This is a genomic window from Kitasatospora sp. NPDC093102 (assembly GCF_040683915.1).
In the GTDB taxonomy this organism is placed as follows: domain Bacteria; phylum Actinomycetota; class Actinomycetes; order Streptomycetales; family Streptomycetaceae; genus Kitasatospora.
This window is the reverse complement of the sequence record NZ_JBFBFA010000027.1, coordinates 21,961-43,988: the sequence shown is the minus strand read 5'-3', so window position 1 is coordinate 43,988 and position 22,028 is coordinate 21,961. Positions and strand designations below refer to the sequence as shown.

The 22,028-nt window shown below is 66.2% G+C and carries 13 protein-coding genes; 5 read left to right on the top strand and 8 right to left on the bottom strand.

Annotated features, from left to right (window positions below):
- Positions 1–80: 80 nt before the first annotated feature.
- From AB0O11_RS27050 to AB0O11_RS27035, 4 genes are all read right to left on the bottom strand, one after another.
- Positions 81–3,287, bottom strand: coding sequence for a type I restriction endonuclease (locus tag AB0O11_RS27050; protein ID WP_363391982.1), 3,207 nt, complete (start codon positions 3,285–3,287; stop codon positions 81–83).
- Positions 3,288–3,292: 5 nt separating this feature from the next.
- Positions 3,293–4,588, bottom strand: a complete 1,296-nt coding sequence (locus AB0O11_RS27045; RefSeq protein WP_363391980.1) for a restriction endonuclease subunit S — start codon at positions 4,586–4,588, stop codon at positions 3,293–3,295.
- Positions 4,585–6,576 (bottom strand): class I SAM-dependent DNA methyltransferase, encoded by a 1,992-nt coding sequence (locus AB0O11_RS27040; protein ID WP_363391978.1) that lies wholly within the window; start codon positions 6,574–6,576, stop codon positions 4,585–4,587. Before AB0O11_RS27040 ends, AB0O11_RS27045 begins: the two co-directional genes overlap by 4 nt.
- 88 nt (positions 6,577–6,664) lie before the next feature.
- On the bottom strand, positions 6,665–8,836 hold the full coding sequence (locus AB0O11_RS27035; RefSeq protein ID WP_363391976.1) for an N-6 DNA methylase: 2,172 nt from the start codon (positions 8,834–8,836) through the stop codon (positions 6,665–6,667).
- Positions 8,837–9,016: 180 nt separating this feature from the next.
- Between AB0O11_RS27035 and AB0O11_RS27030 the strand changes: the two genes are divergently transcribed.
- From AB0O11_RS27030 to AB0O11_RS27015, 4 genes are all read left to right on the top strand, one after another.
- Positions 9,017–11,446, top strand: a complete 2,430-nt coding sequence (locus AB0O11_RS27030; RefSeq protein ID WP_363391974.1) for an AAA family ATPase — start codon at positions 9,017–9,019, stop codon at positions 11,444–11,446.
- Positions 11,443–11,811 (top strand): hypothetical protein, encoded by a 369-nt coding sequence (locus AB0O11_RS27025; protein ID WP_363391972.1) that lies wholly within the window; start codon positions 11,443–11,445, stop codon positions 11,809–11,811. Before AB0O11_RS27030 ends, AB0O11_RS27025 begins: the two co-directional genes overlap by 4 nt.
- 154 nt (positions 11,812–11,965) lie before the next feature.
- Complete coding sequence (locus AB0O11_RS27020) at positions 11,966–13,579, top strand: hypothetical protein (protein WP_363391970.1); 1,614 nt, start codon at positions 11,966–11,968, stop codon at positions 13,577–13,579.
- A gap of 553 nt (positions 13,580–14,132) precedes the next feature.
- Positions 14,133–15,005, top strand: coding sequence for a hypothetical protein (locus AB0O11_RS27015; protein ID WP_363391968.1), 873 nt, complete (start codon positions 14,133–14,135; stop codon positions 15,003–15,005).
- A gap of 17 nt (positions 15,006–15,022) precedes the next feature.
- On the opposite strand, the gene AB0O11_RS27010 is transcribed toward AB0O11_RS27015, so the two are convergent.
- The 3 genes from AB0O11_RS27010 to AB0O11_RS27000 form a co-directional block, all read right to left on the bottom strand.
- Positions 15,023–15,829 carry a hypothetical protein gene (locus tag AB0O11_RS27010; protein WP_363392048.1) on the bottom strand — a complete coding sequence of 269 codons (807 nt, stop codon included), beginning with the start codon at positions 15,827–15,829 and terminating at the stop codon, positions 15,023–15,025.
- Between the two features lie 50 nt (positions 15,830–15,879).
- On the bottom strand, positions 15,880–16,500 hold the full coding sequence (locus AB0O11_RS27005; protein ID WP_363391966.1) for a hypothetical protein: 621 nt from the start codon (positions 16,498–16,500) through the stop codon (positions 15,880–15,882).
- 921 nt (positions 16,501–17,421) lie between these two features.
- Complete coding sequence (locus tag AB0O11_RS27000; protein ID WP_363391965.1) at positions 17,422–17,580, bottom strand: hypothetical protein; 159 nt, start codon at positions 17,578–17,580, stop codon at positions 17,422–17,424.
- Between the two features lie 1,451 nt (positions 17,581–19,031).
- Between AB0O11_RS27000 and AB0O11_RS26995 the strand changes: the two genes are divergently transcribed.
- Positions 19,032–20,210 carry a hypothetical protein gene (locus tag AB0O11_RS26995; RefSeq protein ID WP_363391963.1) on the top strand — a complete coding sequence of 393 codons (1,179 nt, stop codon included), beginning with the start codon at positions 19,032–19,034 and terminating at the stop codon, positions 20,208–20,210.
- A gap of 61 nt (positions 20,211–20,271) precedes the next feature.
- Here the strand turns inward: AB0O11_RS26995 and AB0O11_RS26990 are convergent, their stop codons facing one another.
- Positions 20,272–21,846, bottom strand: coding sequence for an IS1182 family transposase (locus AB0O11_RS26990; protein WP_363392046.1), 1,575 nt, complete (start codon positions 21,844–21,846; stop codon positions 20,272–20,274).
- Positions 21,847–22,028: the final 182 nt, after the last annotated feature.

The following is a 22,028-nucleotide window of genomic DNA, read 5'->3' as shown; positions in this document are numbered from 1 at the left end:
CAGGCTTTCGTCCGGCTACCCGGGACAGTAGGTGGTGCGCGAACGGGCCGCCCACCGTCCCGGGTCGTGGACCAGCGGCGTCAGGCCGCGTCGTCCACACCCTCCTCGCGCCTGATCATGCGCCAGGCAGCACGGCGGGCACTTCGGTTGAGGCTGGACTGGAAGCCCCGGTCCGGAGCGAAGTACCGCTTGCCGAGGTCGGTGACGATGCCGACGTAGTCCTCGACCTTGTCGGCGAACACCCGGTCGAAGACCTTGCCGAAGTTGTCCTCGTCGTTGACCACGGCGGCCTGGCGGACCTCGGTCTCGGCGAGGGTCGCGTTGAAGGCGGGCAGCAGGTCCTGCTCGGTGAAGTCCGTCCCGAACTTGTCGTTGAACTTCGCGATGAGCTCGGACAGCAGGGATTTCTCCTGCTCCTTCGTGCCGCCTGCGCCCTCCCCGACGTTCCGGATCAGGGCCGGCTCTTCCGCGGTCAGGCCCACGTCGTACTCGCCGGTCTTCTCCACCCGCAGGTGGCTGAGGTCCACCTCCCCGATGTCGACACCGCCGTCGGCCCGGCGCGGCAGCCGGTTGAGCAGGTACCGCCCGTACAGGTGGAGCCGCTCCAGATCGGGGTCGGTGTACGGGACGATCTGCGCCAGGAAGCCGTACTTGCGCACGTAGTCGTGCAGGTTCGCGCGGAAGTCCTCGGCCGTCTTCTGGTCGTCCTCGTCCTCACTGTTCAGCAGCGCCTCGAAGCGGACCACCGCCGGGGCGAGCAGTCGGTACAGCTCCGCGTGCAGCTTCTCCCACTTCGTGACGGACCCGCCAGCCTTCTCCTGCGCGGCGAAGTACGCTTCGGCGAACTCGTCCATCTCGCGTGCGGTGAGGATCGGTGCGGACATGACCCGGCTCTGCGCCTCGTAGAGCAGGTTCGGGTCGGACGGGAACGTCCGGGCCTCCAGGAAGTACGGGCTGAAGCCAGCCTTGATGTCCTCGGCCTCGTTGACGAAATCGATGACTGCGAGGTCCGCTTGTGTCTTGCGCTCGGCGGTGCGGTTCAGTCGCGACAGCGTCTGCACGGCGGAGATACCGGTGAGCGTCTTGTTGACGTACATGGTCGTCAGCAGCGGCTGGTCGAAGCCGGTCTGGTACTTCTCCGCAACGACCAGGATCCGGTACTCCGGCTTGCCCGGGCCGCCGGCACGGACGGCCTTGTCGTCGGCACGGGTGTAGGCGAAGGCCTTGGGCAGCGCGCCCTCGGACAGCCCGTCGTTCTCCTTGGGCTCGGTCGTCTCCTCGCCCTCGAAGGTGAGAGAGCCGGAGAACGCCACCAGCACACCGAGGTCCGGGTACTTGACGTCGTAGCCGAGGTCCTTGAGATAGCTCTTGATCGCACGGGACATCTGCACGGCGGACTGGCGGGACGCCGTCACCACCATCGCCTTGGCACGACCCCCGAGCCGTCCGCGGGTGTGAGCGAGGAAGTGCTCCACGATCACCTGGGCGTGCTGGGCCACGGTGTAGTCGTGGGTGAGTGCGTACCGGGCGAGCAGGGGGTTCGCCTTCTTCGGGTCGACCTCGCGCTCTTCCGGGTTCTTGTTGACCAGCTTCCAGTAGGTGTCGTAGGTGACGTAGTTGCGCAGCGGGTCGAGGATGAAGCCCTCCTCGATCGCCTGCCGCATCGAGTAGGTGTGGAAGGGGCGGTACTTGGCCTCGCCGTCGACGTCCTGGAGCGTGCCGAACAGCTCCAGGGTCTTCGCCTTGGGCGTGGCCGTGAAGGCGAAGTAGGAGAGGTTCGCGGCGCGGGAGCGCTGCGAGGCCTTGTGCTTGAGGCGCTCCTGAAGGGTCGCGGGGGCCTCGGTGCTTGCGGCCTCGGTGGCTCCCGCATCGTCGGAGTCCGCGTCGAGGCCGAGGTCGCGCAGGGCGGCGCGGACGGCGGTGGCCGCGTCGCCCGACTGGGAGGAATGGGCCTCGTCCACGATGATGGCGAAGTTGTGGCCCTGGATCTCGGTCGGGTTCTGCTTGAGGAAGTTAAGCAGGGCCGGGAACGAGTGGAGGGTGACCGTGACGATCTTCCCGGTCTCCCGGGAGAGCGCCCGCGCCAGCTGGGCGCCCTTCGCGCCCTGGTTCTCGTCGATCTTCACGACAAGTCCGGCGGTCTGCTCGAAGCTGCCGACCGTCTCCCGGAGCTGGGCGTCCAGGTTACGGCGGTCGGTGATGACGATGACCTTGTCGAACACCGGCACACCCGGCTTGAGGCCCACGGCCAGGGCGTCCGGGTCGAGACCGGCGGGATCGGTGGGTGTGTGCAGGTCGCTCAGTCGATGGGCGAGCCAGCCGATGGTGTTCGACTTGCCCGACCCGGCGGAAGCCATGACCAGGTAGTTGTGCCCGGCCCCGTGGACGGCGGCGTGGGCGGTGAGTTTCCGGACGACGTCCCACTGGTGGAAGCGGGGGAAGATCAGCTTTTGGGTGCTGCCGCCGCCTGGCGTCTTCTCCTTGTGGAGATGAACGAACCGCTGGAGGAGATCGAGCCAGTTGTCGCGCTGCCAGACCTGCTCCCATAGGTAGGAGGTGGCGTAGGTGCCGGGGGCGGTGGGGACGGGGTTGCCCTTGCCACCGGGCTCGCCCGGGCCCTCCGAGCCGGTGTTGAACGGGAGGAAGTGCGTCTTCGGTCCGCGCAGTCTGGTCGCGACGAAGACCAGGTCGGGGTCGACGGCGAAGTTCGCGACGACGCGGCTGGTGAAGACCAGCTCGCTGGGGTCACGCTTGTCACGGTACTGCTTCTTGGCCTGGTCGACGCCCTGACCGGTCAGCGGGTTCTTCAACTCGGCGGTGGCGACCGGGATTCCGTTGAGGAAGAGGGCAAGGTCGAGCCGGTTGCCCCGGTCGGCCTGCTTCGTCGCGTACTCCAGCTCACGGACGACGGTGAGGTGGTTGGCCCGGTAGTTGTCGAGGACGGAGTTGTCCTCGACCAGATTGGGGCGGAAGTACGCGACCCGGAGGAGGACACTGCGGTCCTTCACGCCCTCGCGCAGCACCTTGAGCAGCCCGTCGCTGGCGATCGCCTGCCCGAGGCGCTTCGCAAATCCGCGCTGCGCCTCGGTCTGGTCGCCGGCGTACTGGGTGGTGACCAGCTCCTCCCACTCATCGCCCTGGGTCTTGCCGATGAAGGCGAACAACTCGTTGGTGTCCAGCCCGAGCTCGGCCCGGTAGTCCTCCGGCCGGGCCTCACGCCACCCGCGCTCGGTCATCGCGGCGACGATGGCCGCGCCGAAGGCGGCCTCGGTGTGGATCGGGGGCATGGCGGTTACTCCGTAACTCCTCGACCGGATGCGGTGGACACGTCGAACTGGCCGGTGACGGCGGCGGTGATGAGCGCCTGGCGGCGCTCGGCAAGCAGGCTTACCTGGCGTCGAACCTTGTCGACAAGGGCATCAATCCGAGAATTCTGATCGTGAATCGCCTTAACGATCCCGATCTGGCTCTCAAGCGGCGGCAGCGGGATACGCAGCATCTGAAGGTCTGGCACATAGATGGTTTTATGTGTGGACCCCATAGCAAGGCGCCCCAGCAGGTCTGGTCGCATCGCCCGCAAGCACCACAACAGGTAATGCGAGTTGAGGCCTGGGCCGCAAGTCCACGTTACAAAGTCCTGACTTGTAGCCATATCCAAGCCCATGATGCCAGAATATCCCGCCGAAGCTGTCCGGCACAGGAATACGGTACCAGCTGGATGGATTTCAGCAGAGGAATTTTCCAATCCCAGCTTGCTGATTTTTTCGCGCGTTTCGTAGAGCTCCTCAATACGGTCATCGCGGACCTGCTTGACCTCGCCAGTAGTGATCCATGGAATATCGCAGTCAACCCACCAATCAGGTCGTGATCGACTGGGCGTATGGCCACTTCCCATGCGGGCCAAGAGGCCGACGCGGACCTCTTGCCAACTCGCAGGAATCGATTCGAGCCATGGAAGTATGGATGCGCGACGATCAGCTTCCTCAATACCTGATACGGCTGCGACCACGCCCGATTGTCGGCGCTCGGCCAGGCGGTCGAGAACCCTCTGCTCGGCGCTCACCAAAGCCTCGATGCGCGCGGTCTCGGCGTCGAGAAAGCCGGCGATTCGGCGCTGTTCTTCGAGCGGAGGCAGCAGGACGGGGAGCAGTCGAAGATTGTCCCAGGGCGTGTCGAACTGGGACGGAGGCATCCACTTGGAGATCCGGGCCAGCTCGGCGAGATAGGGCTTTGAGCGGAGAAGGTAGTGGAGGAATCGGGGCTCCGTTGCCGAATCGGCGCGACATACGAAATACGCTGGGCTCACGATCCCTTGGTTTCGCGATACGCCAAGTCCGCCCTGCCAGGTTCGCAGCTTATTGAAGACAATATCGCCTGGACGGACGACCAGGTAACGCGACAGGTCCTCTCCGAGCCGGTTGTGATTATCCGGCCGCGAATCGCGCGGCACAACGCCGGCTTCCAGATATACGGAAAGCGGCGGCAAGTCCGGGCGGCCAGTCTCTTTCACTCGTGGTGCCACAGCCCACAGCGACTGCCACATCCATCCATTGGGGGCAGTAATGTTAGAGAGAACTCCAGTCGTCACTCCGTCACCTCCCCAAGAAGCACCTGAATCTCTGCCTCCAGCGACTTCAGTTCCGCGTCGATTTCCGCCAGCGGCCTGGGCGGCTGGTAGACGTAGAATTGCCGGGTGAACGGGATCTCGTAGCCGATCTTTGTCTTGCTGTGGTCAATCCACGCGTCCGGCACATGCGGCAGGACCTCGCGCTTGAGGTAGCCATCGACGTCCTCGCCCAACGGCACGTTCTCGAAGTCGCGCAGGTCAGGATCCGGCTCCGGCGCGTTCTTTTGTAGCTGGACCTCGCCGTTCACGTCTCGGACACCGATGGTGTCCCGCATGGCCTTCGCGAACGGTGCACCAGTCGGCCAGGCCAGGCCCGCCGCGACGACCGCGTCCTTGAGCGCGACGAACGCCTCTGACTTGGTCGGCCAGCTCTTACCGTCCAGCGTCCGTACCGCGGTGACGAACTCCTCCGCATGCTTCAACTTCTGGACAGGCTTGGTCTCGGCCAGCGCCGCCAGGGTCTCTTCCGTGACGTCGAACCTCAGCTTCAACGGCCGTTCGACCGTGATGCGCTGATAGCCGAAGTCCTCGTTCTCGAAGACCTTGACCTTGCCGTGGAGCGGGTGCTCCGGATCGCCTGCAACCTGCAAGGCTTCCCCGTACAATCGGGTGATCTCGCGGATTTGCTGCTCGTTCAGCTCCTTGCGCTTGTCGCCGAGCGACTTCCGCATCTTCACCCAGTAGTCCCGCGCGTCCAGCAGCACGACCTTGCCCTTGTGGTCGGCGGACTTCCGGTTGGTGAGGATCCAGAAGTACGTAGAGATGCCGGTGTTGTAGAAGAGCTGGTCGGGCAGGGCAACAATCGCCTCCAGCCAGTCGTTCTCCAGGATCCATCGGCGGATGTTGGACTCGCCGGACTCCGCCGCGCCCGAGAAGAGCGGGGAGCCGTTGAAGACGATGGCGACCCGGGAGCCGCCACCTCCGTTGACGTCGACCGGCTTCATCTTCGAGAGCATGTGCTGCAGGAAGAGCAGTGAACCGTCGTTGATCCGCGGCAGACCGGCGCCGAAGCGTCCAGAGTCGCCGAGGGTCTCGTACTCGTGCTCGACGTCTTCCTTGACCTTCTTCCACTCCACGCCGAACGGAGGGTTGGCAAGGAGGTAGTCGAACTTCTCGCGCCTGTGGCCATCGTCGCTGAAGGAGTTGCCGAAGGCGATGTTGTCCGGGTCCTGGCCCTTGATCATCAGGTCGGACCGGCAGATGGCCCAGGACTCGGGGTTGAGTTCCTGACCGTAAGCCTTCACCTCGGCGCCCGGGTTGAGAGCAGTGATGTGGTCCTCGGCCGCGCTGAGCATGCCGCCGGTGCCGCAGGCTGGGTCCAGGATGGTACGCACCGTTCCAGGGAGGCTCAGCGCGTCCGCGTCCGGCCCCACCAACAGGTTGACCATCAGCTTGATGACCTCGCGCGGGGTGAAGTGCTCACCTGCGGTTTCGTTCGACTGCTCCGCGAAGCGCCGGATGAGCTCCTCGAAGATGTAGCCCATGTTGTGATTGGACACGACCTCGGGGCGCAGGTCGAGGTCGGTGAACCGGCCGATGACCTGGTAGAGCAGCTTGGCGTCGTCTAGCTTGCGGATCTGCTGGTTGAACTCGTACTTCTCCAGGACCTCGCGGGCGTTGTCGGAGAACGAACCCACGTAGAGCTGCAGGTTTTTCGCGGCGTTCTGCGGGTCGCCGGCGATCTTCCGCAGGGTGAGGGAGCTCCTGTTGTAGAAGGAGTGGCCGGAGGCCTTGCGCAGGAAGCGGTCCTCGTCCAGCTCCTGGCCAGCGAGCTCGGCGGCCCGCTCCGCGACCTTCTCACGGGTCGGCGCGAGTACGCATTCCAGCCGCCGCAGGACGGTGAAGGGCAGGATCACCTTTCCGTAGTCGGACTGCTTGTAGTCACCGCGCAGGAGGTCGGCGACGGACCAGGCGTGGTTCGCCAGCTCCGTATGCTTGCTGCTGTTCAAAGGGTTTCCCCGGTCTTCTCTCGGGTCGTCCGCCACTCTCAGCGGAACGTATGCAGTCTGGTCGATGTGTCGTGCCGGCCGAGGCAGTTCAGCCGGATTGGTGCTGGTCGCCGGACATCGGCGGCAGGAGCGCGCCTACGGTGAGTCCCGCGGTCACCGCGTTCGCGGCCTCCGCGGCCAACGCCGCGGTGCGATGGGCGGCGACGCGCAGCTGGTAGGCGCGGCGGAAGGCGTCGCCGTAGTGGCGTTGCTCCGCCAGCGGCATGAGGGGGACGCGCAACCGCGCCGGGTTGACCTGGACCATGGTGGTGCCGGTCGAGGCGGCGGTGATGTTGTCGGCTGCGCCGAGGAATCCAGCGAGGAACCACGGGTCGAGGCGGGCCGGGTCCGGACGGAGGAGGTGCAGGGCGGAGCCGAGGAGCGCGCCGGCATCGCTCTCGTCCGCGACCCGGGTCATCAGTCCCGTAGAGCTTGGGCTGGAGACTGCGCGCAGCAATACGTCTCCCTCCGCGACCGTTTGGCTGATGTCCGGATGGGCATCCCCGGTCGCGCCCGAGGGCGCGCTGCCGGCCAAGACATCATGTGCCGTCAGCACCGGCTGGTACCCGGTTTCCTCAGTGACGACGCCTCCGCTCTTGGAGTCGCGTCCGCTGCCAAGCGCCGCCGACCGGACAACCGCGAGGGCGCCTCCGCGGGTGAGGTCGGCGACAGTTGCGGTACGCCATTCACGCATCGACGTACTGGCCGTCTCCCATTTCGCCGCTCCGCTGAGCGTGGCCAGTTCGTCCAGTTGCGATCCCAGTTGGCCATGCAGCGCGGTGATCCTGCCAACGAGCGCCGCCGGGTCGACATCGGCCGCGGCCGTGCGGACCTGCCGGCCCGGGGTGAGGTCCACGACATCGTCGAGAAGGTCGACCACCGGGACGGCGCGGGCCAGCCCCGACTCGTCGGTAAAACCGTCGGGCTGGTCTCGATACGCCTTCCATGGTGTCAGCACGCGCTCCGCGAGGCCGGCCCAGTCGAAGGCGGCACTCCCCGGTGAGCCGCTCCTTGTGACAGTGCCGACACTGCCCTCGCCGTCTCCATCGATGAAGAGTACGGAGGTGCGCTCGGCGGCGCCGGGGTCGGGCCGCTGCAGTATCCAGATGTGCAGGGCGATGTGCAGCGGGTAGGCGACGCGGGCGGGCAGGGAGACGACGGCGCGCACGGCCCTGCTGCGGACGAGTTCGGCTCGGATGCGGCGGGCGGAGGTGCGGAAGGCGAGGGCGGGCGGCAGCAACATGACGACGTACCCACCGGGCTCGACATGTGCCAGTGCGTGCTGGACCCACGCCAGCTCCGACTCGAAGCGTGAGGGCACGCCGTAGGCCCATCTGGGGTCGTAGGCGAGTTCGTCGTGGCCCCAGTCGCGGTCGCCGAAGGGCGGGTTGCACAGCACGGCATCGACCGTCAGGCCCGGAAAGGCGTCGGCCCGCAGGCTGTCACCGGCGGCGATCACGACCTCCTCCGCCCCCGCAGCCGAGGCGGGCTCGTCAAGTTGAAGGGCCACTGAGGCCCGCTGCGCTTGAAGCGCACGGATGTCCTGTCCGTACAGCTCACGTGCGCCGCGCCTGCGGGCGGCGGCGAGGAGCGTGCCGCTGCCGCAGGCGGGGTCGAGCACGCGGGTCACGGTGTCGGGCAGCAGTCCTGCCATGAGGTCGGCAAGGCCCCGGGGAGTGCGGTAGGTACCGCTGGCCGCGCTCTCGTCGAGGTCGCGTTCGGCGAGGACGTCCAGCGCGGCCTGCGCACCCGGACCGCGTACACACGCCAGGAGCGCGCGGATCACACCGGCGTCTTCGGTCTCGTACTTCACGGACCGGGTCTCGGATGTCGTCCGGGCGGCCAGGAAATTGTTGGCAGCTGTGGCGAGCCGGTCGTCGGGCAGTTCAAGAAGCTGGCCCGATTCCTGCTCCGGAAGCCGCGCCGCACCTGCCAACAGTGGGAAGAAGCGGGCGGCGTCTACGCCCGCCCCGAGAAGCCGCAGCGTCGTCCGCAGATCCTCCTCGGGTGACGCGGCAGAGGTGTGTCCCCGGCTTCGGAGCCACTGCTGTACGGCGCCCAGGTCGTAGAGCGGGCTGCTCTCGGTGCCGCCACTGGGCGCGGGGAAGTCGGCATGGCGCCGCCGCCAGTTGCTGACGGTGGCGCGGGTGACCCCGACGATACGGGAGATCTCTGCGGCCGTCACCTGTGCGGACGGCGGCGTCACTGACTTTTGCGGCATGGAGCCCCGCCCCTCTCGGAAGTGGACGGTAAACACTCTACACCACCCGTCAAGGCATGCATTCGATTGACAATGCTTTCAGAGATCTGCTTATCTAGATCTGCTTGCACAGCTCGTGCTGCCGTCGTCGCCACGGCAGCCGTGTCATCGTCCCCACCTCCTCTTCTCCAGGAGCGCGCTATGACGACCAGCACCAGCCCCGCACCCACCGCACCCGCACTGCCGGCATCGCCGATCGCGGCCGTCGTCCAGCGGCTGGAGTCCGCTCCGCTGTCCGAGGAGGTCGACGCACTGGTTCGCGAAGCTCTGGACGGTGTTGAAGGCTCCGAAGCCGCCGCCGTCCGTGGCGCCTACCTGAAGTCGATCACCGTCGAAGGCTTCCGCGGCATCGGGGAAGCTGCCACGCTCCACATCCCGCCGGGCCCGGGCCTGACGGTGATACAGGGGAGGAACGGCAGCGGCAAGTCCAGCTTCGCCGAGGGAATCGAGGTCGCCCTCACCGGGCGCAACCGCCGTTGGGAGGACGAGGACGGCAAGAACGTGCAGACCGCGCAGCAGGACGGCTGGCGTAACCTGCACCACTCCGGACCGCACCGTCTCGAGCTGGAACTCCTCGCGTCCGGCCGGGTCCGACCGCTCACGATCACCCGTACCTGGGCCGACACCACGTCGTTCTCCGAGTCCGAGTCGGCGGTCCTCGGACTCGGGCCGGCCCCGCTGCCGCTCGCAGCTCTCGGCTGGGCGGAGGACCTGCGGTCGTTCCGGCCGATCCTCTCCTACAGTGAGCTCGGCCAGATGATGAGCGCCAAGCCCAGCCGGATGTACGACCGGCTCGCCACGCTTCTGGGCCTCGGGACGCTCAGCGAAGCCGCCGATCGGCTCGCCGCACGCGAACAGCAGCTGACGCTGAGCGAGAAGCAGGCCAAGACCGCGCTGCCGCCCCTGGTGGCGGCCCTCGCGGACGTTCCGGACGAGCGCGTCCACGATGCGGTGACGGCGCTCAGGCAGCGCGTCCCGGACCGTGAGCGCATCCGCGCCCTGATCGCGGGGGCGCCGCTCGCTGACACGACGGAGCTGGCCCGGCTGCACCGGCTGGCCGCGCTCAGCGGCCCGGACACCGACGCGGTGACCGAAGCCGTCGCCCGACTGCGGGAGGCCGTCGCAGCGGCCGAGGACGTCCGGCACAGTGACGCCGGCACCGCGCTCGCCCGCGCCGACCTCCTCGACCGGGCCCTGCGGCTGCGCTCCCAGCACCCGGCGGACCACACCTGCCCGGTCTGCCGTAGTGCGGACCGCCTGGACGATGCGTGGGCCGCCGCGGCAGCCGCCCAGGCCGACCTGCTCCGTGAGGAGGCCGCCGAGGCCCGGTGCGCGCAGCAGGCCGTGCGGGACTCCACGGACGACCTGCGGGCACTGATCCATAACCGCGCGACCGACCTGCCCGATCACCTGCACGTCCTCTGGGATGAATGGGTCGCCTGCCGCGGCATTCGCGACCCGCACGAGCTCGCGGCTCGCGCCGAGAAGCAGGCGGCGGCACTCGCCGACGCCTGCCGGCATGTCCGCCAGGAGGAGAAGCATCGGCTGGCGGAGCAGGACGAGCAGTGGCGCGGCGTCGTCCCGCAGCTCGCATCGTGGCTCGCGCTGGCCGATGCGGCAGCCGCCGCCAAGCCGCTGCTGGCCCAGGTCAAGAAGGCGAGGGCATGGCTCAAGGAGGTGCAGGCCGACCTGCGCGAAGCCCGTATGCGCTCCATCGCCGAAACTGCGCAGAGCATCTGGCAGTACCTCAGCCAGGAGAGCAACGTCGCCCTCGGTGACGTCACGCTCAAGGGCTCCGAGACGTACAGCGGCCGGGGCGTGGCACTGAACGTCACCGTGGACGACGTCGACGCCTCCGCGCTGGGTGTCGTGAGCCAAGGCGAACTGTTCTCCCTCGCGCTGGCCCTGTTCCTGCCCCGGGCCATGGCCCCGCAGAGCCCGTTCGGCTTCATCGTCATCGACGATCCGGTGCAGTCCATGGACCCTCGGAAGGTCGAGGGCCTTGCCCGGCTGCTGGAAGAGATCGCCCGGACCCACCAGGTCGTGGTTTTCTCCCATGACACCCGGCTGCCGGACGCCCTGCGTTTCCACCGGATCAAGGCCACGATCCTCGAGATCGGCCGGTTCCGGCGTTCGAAGGTGACCGTCCGCTCCGTCGACGATCCGGTCAAGCGTGAACTGGCCGCCGCTCGTGCGGTCGCCAGGGACAACAAGGTCACCGCCGCGGTCCTCAACGAGGTCCTGCCCGGCCAGTGCCGCCTCGCTCTGGAGGCTGCCCTCCAGGAATCGGCTCGCCGGACCCTCCTCGGTACCGGCGTCGGCCATCTCGCCGTCGAGGAGCGCATCGGCAAGGCTCGTGAGCTGACCGACCTGGCCGCCCTGGCCCTGTTCGGCGAGAGCCGGAGCAAGGCCGACGTGTACCGGGAGATCGGCCGCCGGCTCGGTTCCGATGCGAGCGACATCGTCGGACTGTGCAACAGGGGCGCCCACACCGCCGTCCCGGACACGGCCGACGCCGTCACATTCATCAACCGAGTGGCCACCACCGCGGAAGGACTGCGCTCCCTGTGACTGCTGCACCCGAGGTACTGACCTCAGCGACCCGCATCACCGCCGCCACCTCGCTTCTCGACTCCGGACCCTCCGGGGCCGCGCACCCGCGCGCGGCGGTGTTCCTGCTCCGCCGCGCGCTGGAAGCAGGGTTCGACTCGTACATCTATGCCCGCCGGCCGGCCCTCGCCCGTTGTCGGACGGAGACCAAAGTCGTCTGGCTCGCCCACCACCTCGATGCCCGGCTGGCCGGCCGACTCGCGGCGGTCTGGCGCAACCTCAGCGGGGCATGTCATTACCATCAGTCCGCCCTGCCTCCGACCGTTAGCGAACTCCTCGGATGGCGGGACGAAGTCGCGTTCGTGCTGCGAGGCCTCCGTACCTGAGCTCGGCGATCGCCTGCCCACGCATGGCTCAGGACAGGGACCGCGTCGTTGGAAGGGCTGTTCTCAAGCCGCGCGCCGGTAGGGAAATGAGACGGCAGCAGCACCGAACAGGCCATGGCTAGTATGCGCATGACTGTCAATCAAGGGGGATGACATGGGGAACGTGGAGAGGCCCGAATTCCTGCCCGGCTGCGACATGCCAGCATGCGACAGGAAGGCGGACGATGCCACCCTGACCTGCCTCGTTCGGTTGGCCGATGACTCGCTCGACGACCACTGGCGGACTTCCAGTCTGCAAGCGTGTGAGCTACGCGGCGGCGCAGCGCTCGCGGCGGCGTCCTTCATCGTCCAGGCACCCGGTCCGTGGCATGAGAACGTCCAGCGGATCCTTCGTCTGTCCAAGGTAAGCATTGACCGACCGAGCTATTCCGCTTCCGAGTACACGGCCGGTCTCTGCTACGTTGCAGGCGCCAAGGACCTTCCGGCAGGACTGCGCCACCGGGCGGCCGACGACTTGGTGCACCGCGCGAATGATCTGGGCTACCAGGAAGCCTGCTACCTGCTTCCCCGGAACAGCTGGGATTGGCTGGCGGACGCCGTACGTGACGGGTGGGCACTGTGGACGGCGAACCTCTTCGCTGAGGACGAGGCCGCCCCGCTGACAACCCGCATGCGGGTAGGCCTGGCTCTCGCGGAGCACAAGCAGCCCGCTGGGTACGTACCTGAGGCCGTGGAACGGCTTGTCGCGCACCAAGGCGCATCGAGCGCTGCTCGGCTCGGGCTCGTCGAGGCCGTGGCGCAGCGCGCCCCGAAGGATGCCGTGAGCCTGCTCTGTCTTCTTGCATCGGACCCGATCGTTCAGGCCGGGCACCGTATGCACGCCATCGGGCTGCTCGACAAGATCGACCCACCGAAGGCTGAGGAGATGCGGGCCTTGCAGACCCGCCTCCCTTCTACCCAAGTGGCCCGTAAGCAGCGCCGGGACGCTGTCGAACGTGCACAGCGGGAAGCCGCGGCAAAGTACGAACGGGAGACCCCCGAGGCGGTCCTGAGGCGGCTTGACGCCGAAATCGAGGAGCTTCTGGACGACCTGCGCCACCGTGGCTCGGCGGACTCGTTGGCCGATCAGCTCGACAACCACATCGCGGAGGACAGCTGGGAGGGGGTTGCCCAGGATGTTGCCGACATGTGCAGTGTGATCCGTGACGAGAACGTCGAATCCTCACTCCGCCTGTTGGAGGTTCTCACGCGGATTCGGTACGGCGATGGGCCTGGTTCGTTCACGGAGGCTCCCGACTCCGAGGAACTCGGTGCCCAGCAGTTCCCGCGGCTGACTCGGGAAGAGCTCGACGAGTACGCACGCACTGAGGCAGAGCGCGCCTGGGCGTTGTGGAGAAGTCTCGTCGAAAAGCACGGCTGGGATAGCGACCAGCTTGGTGAACTCGACCGCCAGGAGGAGGAGGTGAATCAGAACATGCGCGATGGCGTTGAGCTCAGGGCCGGCGATCACCTACGGCAACTCCATGAACACCTGGTGTGGGAACTATGGCCCAGCTTTGCGGGCGCTGTAGAGCGTAGGGACTATGGCGTTGCACGAGCCCTGTTGGCTGTCGCTGCCCTCCTTGCAGATGAGGCAGAACATGCCCTCACACTCTGGAGAGCTGCCTCGGCAGAGAACTACGCCTTCGACCCACTGACGATGTCATGGCCTCGAGAGTTCTGGCTGGTTCTGGAGAAATGGAAGGGGCGCTGGGCCTCCATCCAGTAGCAACGATGGGCATCCGGCCGCTTGGCATTAGACACGGCCGGAGCCGCAGGTTTCCGCGGTTCCCGGGGCTCTCCGCACCCAGCCAGCTGTTGGGCATCAACAGCTCAATCCTTCTGGCCATAGGGCTGCAGTCATACTGTTGGCAAATCCTCAAGTTGCCCCGGATTGGTGGACAATCTGCCGCTTTGGGACACTGGGCCCTTCGGGGAGGAGTGCATCGGGCCGAGGCCGCGTCCGGCCTACCCGCCGGAGTTCCACAGGGCAATTGGCGCCATTACGGGCGCCACTGCCGGGTTTTTTGCGGCGGAGTAGCTGATGGGCTGTCGGACTAGCATTTCGCACCGTGACCGGAGGTACTAGAGGCGCCGTCCGGCCCGCATCGTCGGAGCCGCGCCAGAACCCGATCCAGGGGCGACTCCCCACCCCGCCAAGTAGGCCTTTGTCTTGCTGAATTAGGGCATCGGAGGCGTTCGGATAGCGCTTTATTGATCAAAATTGATCACTTGTGATCAAAGGCGGAGAACTCAGGCATCGGTGACATTAGGGTCAGAGGATGACTATCGCTACTGAAGGGTCGGAGGAGCCGGAGGAAAACCCCGTCTCGCGGATCGTCAAGGTAACCCCCGAAATTGCCGAAACTTTCCTGTCCCGGGCTTCGGTCAATCGACGCCTGGATATGGGGCGGGTGAGAGTCCTGGCAGGGGCCATTCTCCGCGGCGAATGGAAGTTGACTCATCAGGGAATCGCCTTCGACAAAGATGGCGCACTTATCGACGGTCAGCATCGCCTCCATGCGATTATCGAGGCCAACACTCCCGTGGAGATGTTCGTTGTTGACGGGCTGTCAAGAGACGTTTTCCCGGTTCTCGACGTCGGAAAGAGTCGGAGTGCTGCGGATGCGCTGTTGTCAACCGGTGCGAAGTACCGGCCCCTGCTTTCCTCCACCATCCGTCACGTGAGTCTCTTCAAGGCGATGCCAAACGATCCCTGGAGCGGCGCCCGGGCCTATGTGTCGAACGACCGGATCCTGGCCGCATTCAACGAGGATAAAGACAGGTATGGGGAGGCGGTGAGCATCGGTCGTGAGCTTTCCAGGCACCTGTTCGCGAGTCAGACGGCAGTCGCGGTAGGTTTTTTCGTGACCACCGAGGTGGCGCCTGCCGCGGATATCGACGAGTGGATCTCGGGTCTCAAGTCTGGTGCGAGTCTGGATCCTGGCGATGCGCGGCTTGCTCTGCGAGAGGTGCCGAGGGACATGCAGAAGCGGGGTTCCAAGCGCAGGATGGACATGCGGGACCAGGTGGCGATCTATATTAAGGCCTGGAACGCCTGGGTTGAGCCGGAGAGGGCTGGCGAATTGCGTCTTCGGCGTTTGAGGAAGGGGGAGAAGATGCCGATGCCGATCGAGGTGAAATTCGAGCGCTAGAACACGATATGGATATTTTAGGGGAGGTTGCTGCGAACAATCACGTTCCCCGCCTCTCCCAGTACGACTACCTCCCGGCCCAGGGACTTGGCGACCCGCTCGATAAAATCGCGCGAAATCGACTGCGAGGAACCACATGAACTCTGCGCGACAATGACTACGCTCTCGCCCTCCCAGGAGGAGCGGACGGCCTCCCAACCGATCTTTGCGAATGAGGATGAAATGAACTTCTCTTCGCTGATTCGGCGAATTTCCCGAGGCGGCCTCCTCGGTGTCCCTTCCGCCCGTAGCGCATATCTCTCGATTTCCGCCATGCGTTGATCGAGCTGTCGGGCAATGAGGAGGATCTCTTCCGTCATATCGGCCTCGGATCGCTCCACCGTGTTCGAGAGATTATCCCTCAGTGAAAGTGCACTGATGTTCCTCATCTTATTCTCAAACTCTGGCCAGCTTCTCCAGAAGGCGCGTTCCAATCTTTCGCGCGGGATTGCCAGGCCATCCGAGGCGTCATTAATGTCGAAAAGAAGCTTCTGTACGTCATCCTCGCTGTCCCCGATGACGGCCTGGAACTGGCTGAGAGGGCTGATGAGATTGGTAGCTTTCATGCCGATCAGGAACGGGACGACGTATCCGCCATCGACCTGCTTGGAAAGGGCCCCGGCTTCAAAGTTGATCCAAGTAGAGGCTTGATTCTCCGGGGTTGTGCAGATGATTCCGAAATTTGTTTCTGAAAGCTCATCGGTGATCTCTCGAACCCCTCTTCTCCCCGCGGAAATGTCCAGGCTGGAGAGCCAGGGGTTGATGTATTGGAGGACGTCCGGCAGCCAGGACCACAGGGCTTCAGCAGTCTTCTTAGAGCGCTCTCCGGACCAGCTCAGAAATACCTTGATGGCGATCTCCTTCCGTTTTGCTCAACGTGCTGATTGATCGAATGGGTCCGGCCGGCCTCACGCGCCGCCTTGAGCAGGAGTGCCTGTTCCGCCTTGAGTAATCCGTACGACTCACGGACGTAGGACAGGAATCTGTTTCCCGGGTGGCGAATCAGGGTGGATTTGCTCGGGACGGCTCCGTCCCAGTCCGCCAGAAGGGCGTCGTAGGTCGCTGCGTGCGCGCAAAATTCCAGGACCACGGGCGGCATTTCTCCCCCAATGATTAGGTCACCCCGGGCGGTGATGATCTCTCGCATCTTCTGGGCCGTCGGGGCGAAAACCGCTTCCACCCACGTGCGCCACCGTGCCTCCTCCAGCTCCGGCAGCCGAATCTCAGCCGGGCCTTCACCACTGGATAGAATGTAGCGTCTGCGGTACTCGCTCCACGCCTTCTCGTTCGTTTCCGTGAGAACGAGAAGTGGTCCGTAGAGGTCTTTTAATTGACTGCTCACCCATTCGATTCGAGCTTTCCTCAGAGACCTGCGAGTCTCTCCTTGATGGTTCAGCCAGTATGCCATGACGGCAATCAGGATGCTGGCGCAGGCCGTTACCATTGCTGCGATCATCGGAATCTCCATGGCTCCGCTTCGTGTGGCATTGAAGCACGGCACAGGAGCATCTTGCCACCTTGTGAACATTGATAATCTAGGCAGTCAAGGCAGAAGTTTGATAATTAGCCAATAATACTTCCCGACTGTTACTGTGATGTTGTCAGATGCCGCAATAATGGTTGATAGTCCGAAAAGTCTTTCAAGTCACCCGAGGTGCCCCGGGCCGCCCAGGATCGCCGCCGCTGCCCGGTTCGGCCTCACCATTCGGGCCGCACGGTGCGGAGGGTAGGACGGCGATCGGTCCTTGTCCGCGCGGGGAGCGGGCTCCGCTGAAGGGTCATCATGTACCGTCGCTTGCTGCGACTGAGGCGGGTTCAGAACTCTGGGGTTGCACGAGACCCTGCCGCGCTGCGCACGCTGTCCCATGGGCCTCTCGCTTTTGAGCTCGGGGATCCCGGATCCAAGGCCAGCCGTCCTGCCGGGCGATTTGGTGGAGCGCGGGGCACGTTAGAACCGGCTGGACAAGAAACGCCACAGGCTGATGGGTAGTCGACCTTGATCTGCCCACGGAGTCCGGGCTGGGCAGCGGCAGCGCGCGACTTTGGCGGTGAAGGGCGGCCATGGCGCTGGGGGAGAGGCTGATCCAGGCGCGGCTGGCCTTGGTCTTCGGCTGATTGAAGTGGAGGGCGTTGTTGTTCACGGCCGACAGGGGCCAACGGACGAAGAGCTTGCGGTCCATGAGATGGACGTCGGACCAGTGAAGGGCGAGGATCTCACCGCGGCGCGTGCCGGTGCCGAGCACGGCCCCGAACAGGTCGGCCAACCGGTCGGCGTAGTGTTTCGCGATATACCGTAGGAAGGCTGCGGCCTCCTCCGGGGTCCAACAGGTGCGCTCTTCGGCGTGGGGCTTGGGTGGCACGCAGTGCCTGGCCGGGTTTACCGCAGTCGCCACGGCCGGACCGCGGCGTTCAGCGCGTTGCGCAGCGTTGAGGCGATCCGGTAGATCGCGACCCGGACCCAGCCAGCCCTCCGCTGCGCGGTCACCCAGTCGTCGATCTGCTTCGGCGGCAGGTCCAGCAGGCGGCGTCCGAACACGTGGATCAAGTCCCTTGCTGCGTATGCCTCGTATCCGGCGTAGGTGTTCGCAGTGAGCTCCTCTTTTCCTCGTCGCCAGCCACTCCCGCAGATAGCCGGCCACGGTAGTACTGCGCTCCTCGTACGTCCCGTTCAGCTCGCCGTCCAGCACCGCCTCCAACTCCCGCGCGGCATCGGCCTCGGTGGCGAAACACTACGGCGCCAGGTGCGGCGCTTCGCCGTCCTCGGGCGCCAGGTCGATGTAGTACGTCGACCTCCCATGCTCCGACTCCTCCAGCAGCCGCACACGCCACGGCCTCAACTGCCTGCCGCCCACGTCTCGGCACCCACACCGCCGGTAGACCCACCCCGCAGTGCACGCTGTCCCATGAGCTTCTCCTTCTTGAACGTGGTGGGAGAGCGTGTGGGACAGTCCGTGAGGCACATCAGAGCCGATCGGCGAAGACACGCTCAAGACGACACACCGTCCGGGAGGTCACAATCCGTAGCTGGTGGGTAGTCGACCCTGATCCGCGCGCAGAGGCCCGGGCAGCCACCGGCCACGCGCAGGGGCTGCTGTGCGCTGTTGATGTCGTCTGCTGAAGAACCGCCAGATTGCTGTCACTCGTTGTGACTGGAGCGGGGTCCAGAGCCCTGGGGACCACTTGGGGACCAGCTTGGGACCGCAACTGGTGAGCGCCAATGAGCACCCACGGGCGAAAGCGGGCGTCCATACACGAACTTGACTCTGACGGTGCGCCGGCCAAGATCGGCGCTTTTTTCGGGAGGGATTTCTTCGGATCGTCCCAACATTCCTTGATTCAAGTGCAGTTGAGCAACAGAGAGAAGCCGAGACCATGAGGTCTCGGCTGTCGACACTACTTGAACTCCTTGACTGGGGATCAAGGGGTCGCAGGTTCAAATCCTGTCGTCCCGACGTGAGTCGGAAAGGCCGTTGGCCGGGAGAAATCCCAGGTCGGCGGCCTTTCGTGTGACGCCTCGTCAGTGAAGCGAGCCACCCGCGAACATCCCTAAACGATCTTGCTGGGGACCGGCTGGGGACCAGCGTGCTCCCGGCGGACCCGGCAGGCCCGCTGTTGGGGACCAGCTGGCCGAAGGCCCACCTGTCCCCACCTGTCCCCACCTGGCCGCAATAGCGGCGGACCCGGCAGCAGTAACACCCGTTCCGTGAATTCCGACGTTGCGCCCGCACCACCCGCGCGGTGAATTCCCCCGCGTGCCGGGGAATCGACATCCGACCGGGCCGGGAGCGAAGTCCGACTCCGCCCCGGGAACTCGAAGTTCACCGGGCCCGCAGGCCGGAATGTGGGCCGACCCCGTGAGTCTGGTCCCAGCGGTGCTGCCACGCACCGTTGTTGACCCTCCACAGGCGCGGTCCGGACTGCTGAGCCCTCGCCGGCAGAGCCGGGCGGGCGGGCCGGGCTGTCGTAGGGCAGCCGTAGGCTTCGGCCATGAGTACGGTGCACGCCAGGGTCTGGCGCTTCACGGTCGAGAAGGGGTCCGCCGGCGCGGAAGCGGTCCAGGCGGTCGAGGTGGGCCAAGGGCCCCTCCCGGTGTCGCTGGCCGAACTGGTCAGCATCAACGCCCTGGCCTGCGACCTGCGCAGGACGGTGGACCACAGTGTGCGCGACCACGAGATCAACCTCCTCCTCAGCTACCTGGCCGGGGACGCGGGGCCGGGGCCGCTCGGGGTCAAGTGCGCCGCGCTGGATTCGAGCTCCGGCCACATCCGCCGTTTCGTCAGCGAGTGCACCGGGCTCGGGGTCATGACGGCCGCCAGCGAGACCCTGTTCGACTGGAAGTCCGGTGTGGACGGGCTCAGCAGCTTCGACGTCCTGCCCGACAAGCTCGTGGGCACCTATGCCACCACGGGAGTGCGCCCGGACCTGCTCTACGACCTCCCCGGCGGCCTGCTCGCCGGAGAGGCCCGAGGCCGGCGCCGCGACGCCAAACAGATGCTCCCGGCCGTCAAGGGGACCGCGGACCAGAAGCAGCGACTGCAGAAGCTCGCGACCTGGTCGGTCGACCACGGCAACCACCCCTACTTCATGAGCTGGGTCTGGCTCGGCACGGGCGGCGTCTACGTCGACATATTCCTGCCCGAGGACTCCCCGGCCACGGCAGGGCTGAAGACTGGATGGATCGAGAAGCCAGGCAACCCGCAGCCCTGGCGCTTCTCTGTTCCCCGGCCCGACCCTCGGCGGGTGATGCGGGAGGACCCGGAGGACGACCCCGTTTTCCACGTGCTGGACGAGGATCCCGATGGCACGGACGAGGCGAGCAGCGGCGGTGCCACGAACGCGATCGACCGGGCCCGGCCTCTGGTCGAGGCGGCGATGGACCGGGCCTTCGGCCGTGAGGAGACCCCGCTGGGCGACCTGCACGGCGTGCCCGTCCGCGGCACCTGGATCCGGGCTGACGCCGTCGGCCCGGCGCGCCACGAAGTCCTGGTCGGCGTTCTCGGCGAGCACGTCCCCGTGGACCTCCGCGCCCACCGCCGTCGCTTGGCCGCTGAACCACGGAGCAGGCTCGACCTGTTCCTCGACGGCCGCCTGCTGACTCTCGTGAATCCGGTGGGCGAACCACGGCCCAGCTGGGGGCAGATCGCTGAGGAAGTCGTCGGAGCCTAGAAGTTTGCTGAAGATCTTGCTGATGGAGGGGCTGTCCCGGTTGGGGACAGCCCCTCCATTGCTATGTGGTTGCGGGGGTGATGGTCCAGGTGTGGCCTGTGCGGGTGAGTCCGAGGTTGATCAGTCGGCGGAGGTTGAGGGCGGCGGCACGGTTGTGGAGCCAGGTGTTGTTTTTCAGGACGCCTCGGTAGGGGACGCGGCGGTTGCCCCGGGCGGTGAGCCAGGCGATGGCTCGTTCGACTGGTGGCCGCCAACGGCGGTACTCGGTCTGCCAGTCGGGGTCGGTGGCGCTGTGGCGGGCCGCTTTGAGGCGGTCGTACTGGGGGTGGACGTTGAAAGTGCGGCCGGTCTTGGAGCGGGTGCAGCGTTCGCGTAGTGGGCAGGTGCGGCAGAAGGTCTTGAACTGGGCCTGGCGGTTGCCGTTCGCGAGGGGACGGCCGAGGGCTTTGGTGTGGCCGGCCGGGCAGGTGACGGTGCCTGCGGCGGTGTCGACGCGGAAGTCGTCGGTGGTGAAGCCGCCCGGGACGGCGGGCCGCAGCGGTGGTGGTTTGATGACCAGGGTGTGGCCGTCGGTTTCGAGGGCTTCGAGCAGGTCGCCGGTGCCGTAGGCGGTGTCGCCGAGGATGGTCAGGTCCTCGGTCTCGTCGGCGAGCAGGGTCTGGGCGACAGCAGCCTCGTGGTTGTCCGCGCCGCTGCCGGAGGTGAGTTCGACCTCGGTGAGCAGGCCGGTCTCGGGCTCGGTGGCGGCGTGGGCGCGGAAGCCGTCCTGGTGGCGGGTTCGGTTCTTGTGGATGTGCCTCGCCTCGGCATCGACGGTGGACACGATGCGGTCGTGTGCGGTGCCGCGGGCGATCCGCCACCGGCCGTCGCGGCCGTCGGATCCGTCGGCGATCTCGACGTCTTGTCCGGCGACCAGGGCCAGCAGGCCGAGGGCGTCGGCGGCTTTCTCGTCGAGCTGGCGTTCGGGCAGGCGGCCGAGCAGGTTGAGTGCGTCGGTGACCAGCGCGTCCACGAGCTCGGCGCGGGCGTGCTCGTCGTTCCAGGCGATGCGGGGCTTGCCGGGGTCGGTGTAGTCGTGCGCGGTGCACCAGGTGGCGGCGGTCTGCTCGGCGTCGGGCACGTCCCGGATGACCCGGCGGATCGCGGCGACGAGCTGGGTGACGGTGTCCTGGGTGGCGACCGCGTCGTCGAGCACGGTGGAGTCCAGGGCCCGTCGGTGCTTGCCTTTGAGGACGCCGGTGGCCGCGACGACCTCCTTGACCTTGGTGAACAGCCGGTTCGGGTCAGTGGAGCGCTGCAGTCGGCGTCGGAAGTAGGCCAGCAGCGACGGATCGAACGCGGTGTCGTTGAGGCCCAGGCCGCAGGCGGCCTTCCACCGCAGGTCGCAGCGCAGTTCCTGGACCGTGTCGAAGTCCGACAGCCCGTGCAGGCTTTGCAGCACCACCGTTGCCGCCAGGACCTGCGGCGGCATGCTCGGCCGCCCGTTCCTCGACGGATACATGTCCGCGAACATCGAGCCCGGGAACAGCACCTCCCGGTGCTCGGCCAGGAACGCGAATACACTCCCCGCCGGGATCAGCTCCCGGCAGGTCTCCCACACATCCGGCCCGACCAGTTCCCCGGCCCATTCCCCCATCGCCACGAAACGAGTCTGGCCCCACCACTCGCGTGGTGGGGCCAGAACCTGAAAGATTTTCAGTGAACTTCTAGATAGCCACTGAGGACTGCACGCGGCGGAGGAGAAGAACACGATGCCGGACTCGTCGCCCAACGGTGCCCAGCAGCAAGAAGCGGCCTCCCCTCGGGGAGGCGCAGGGC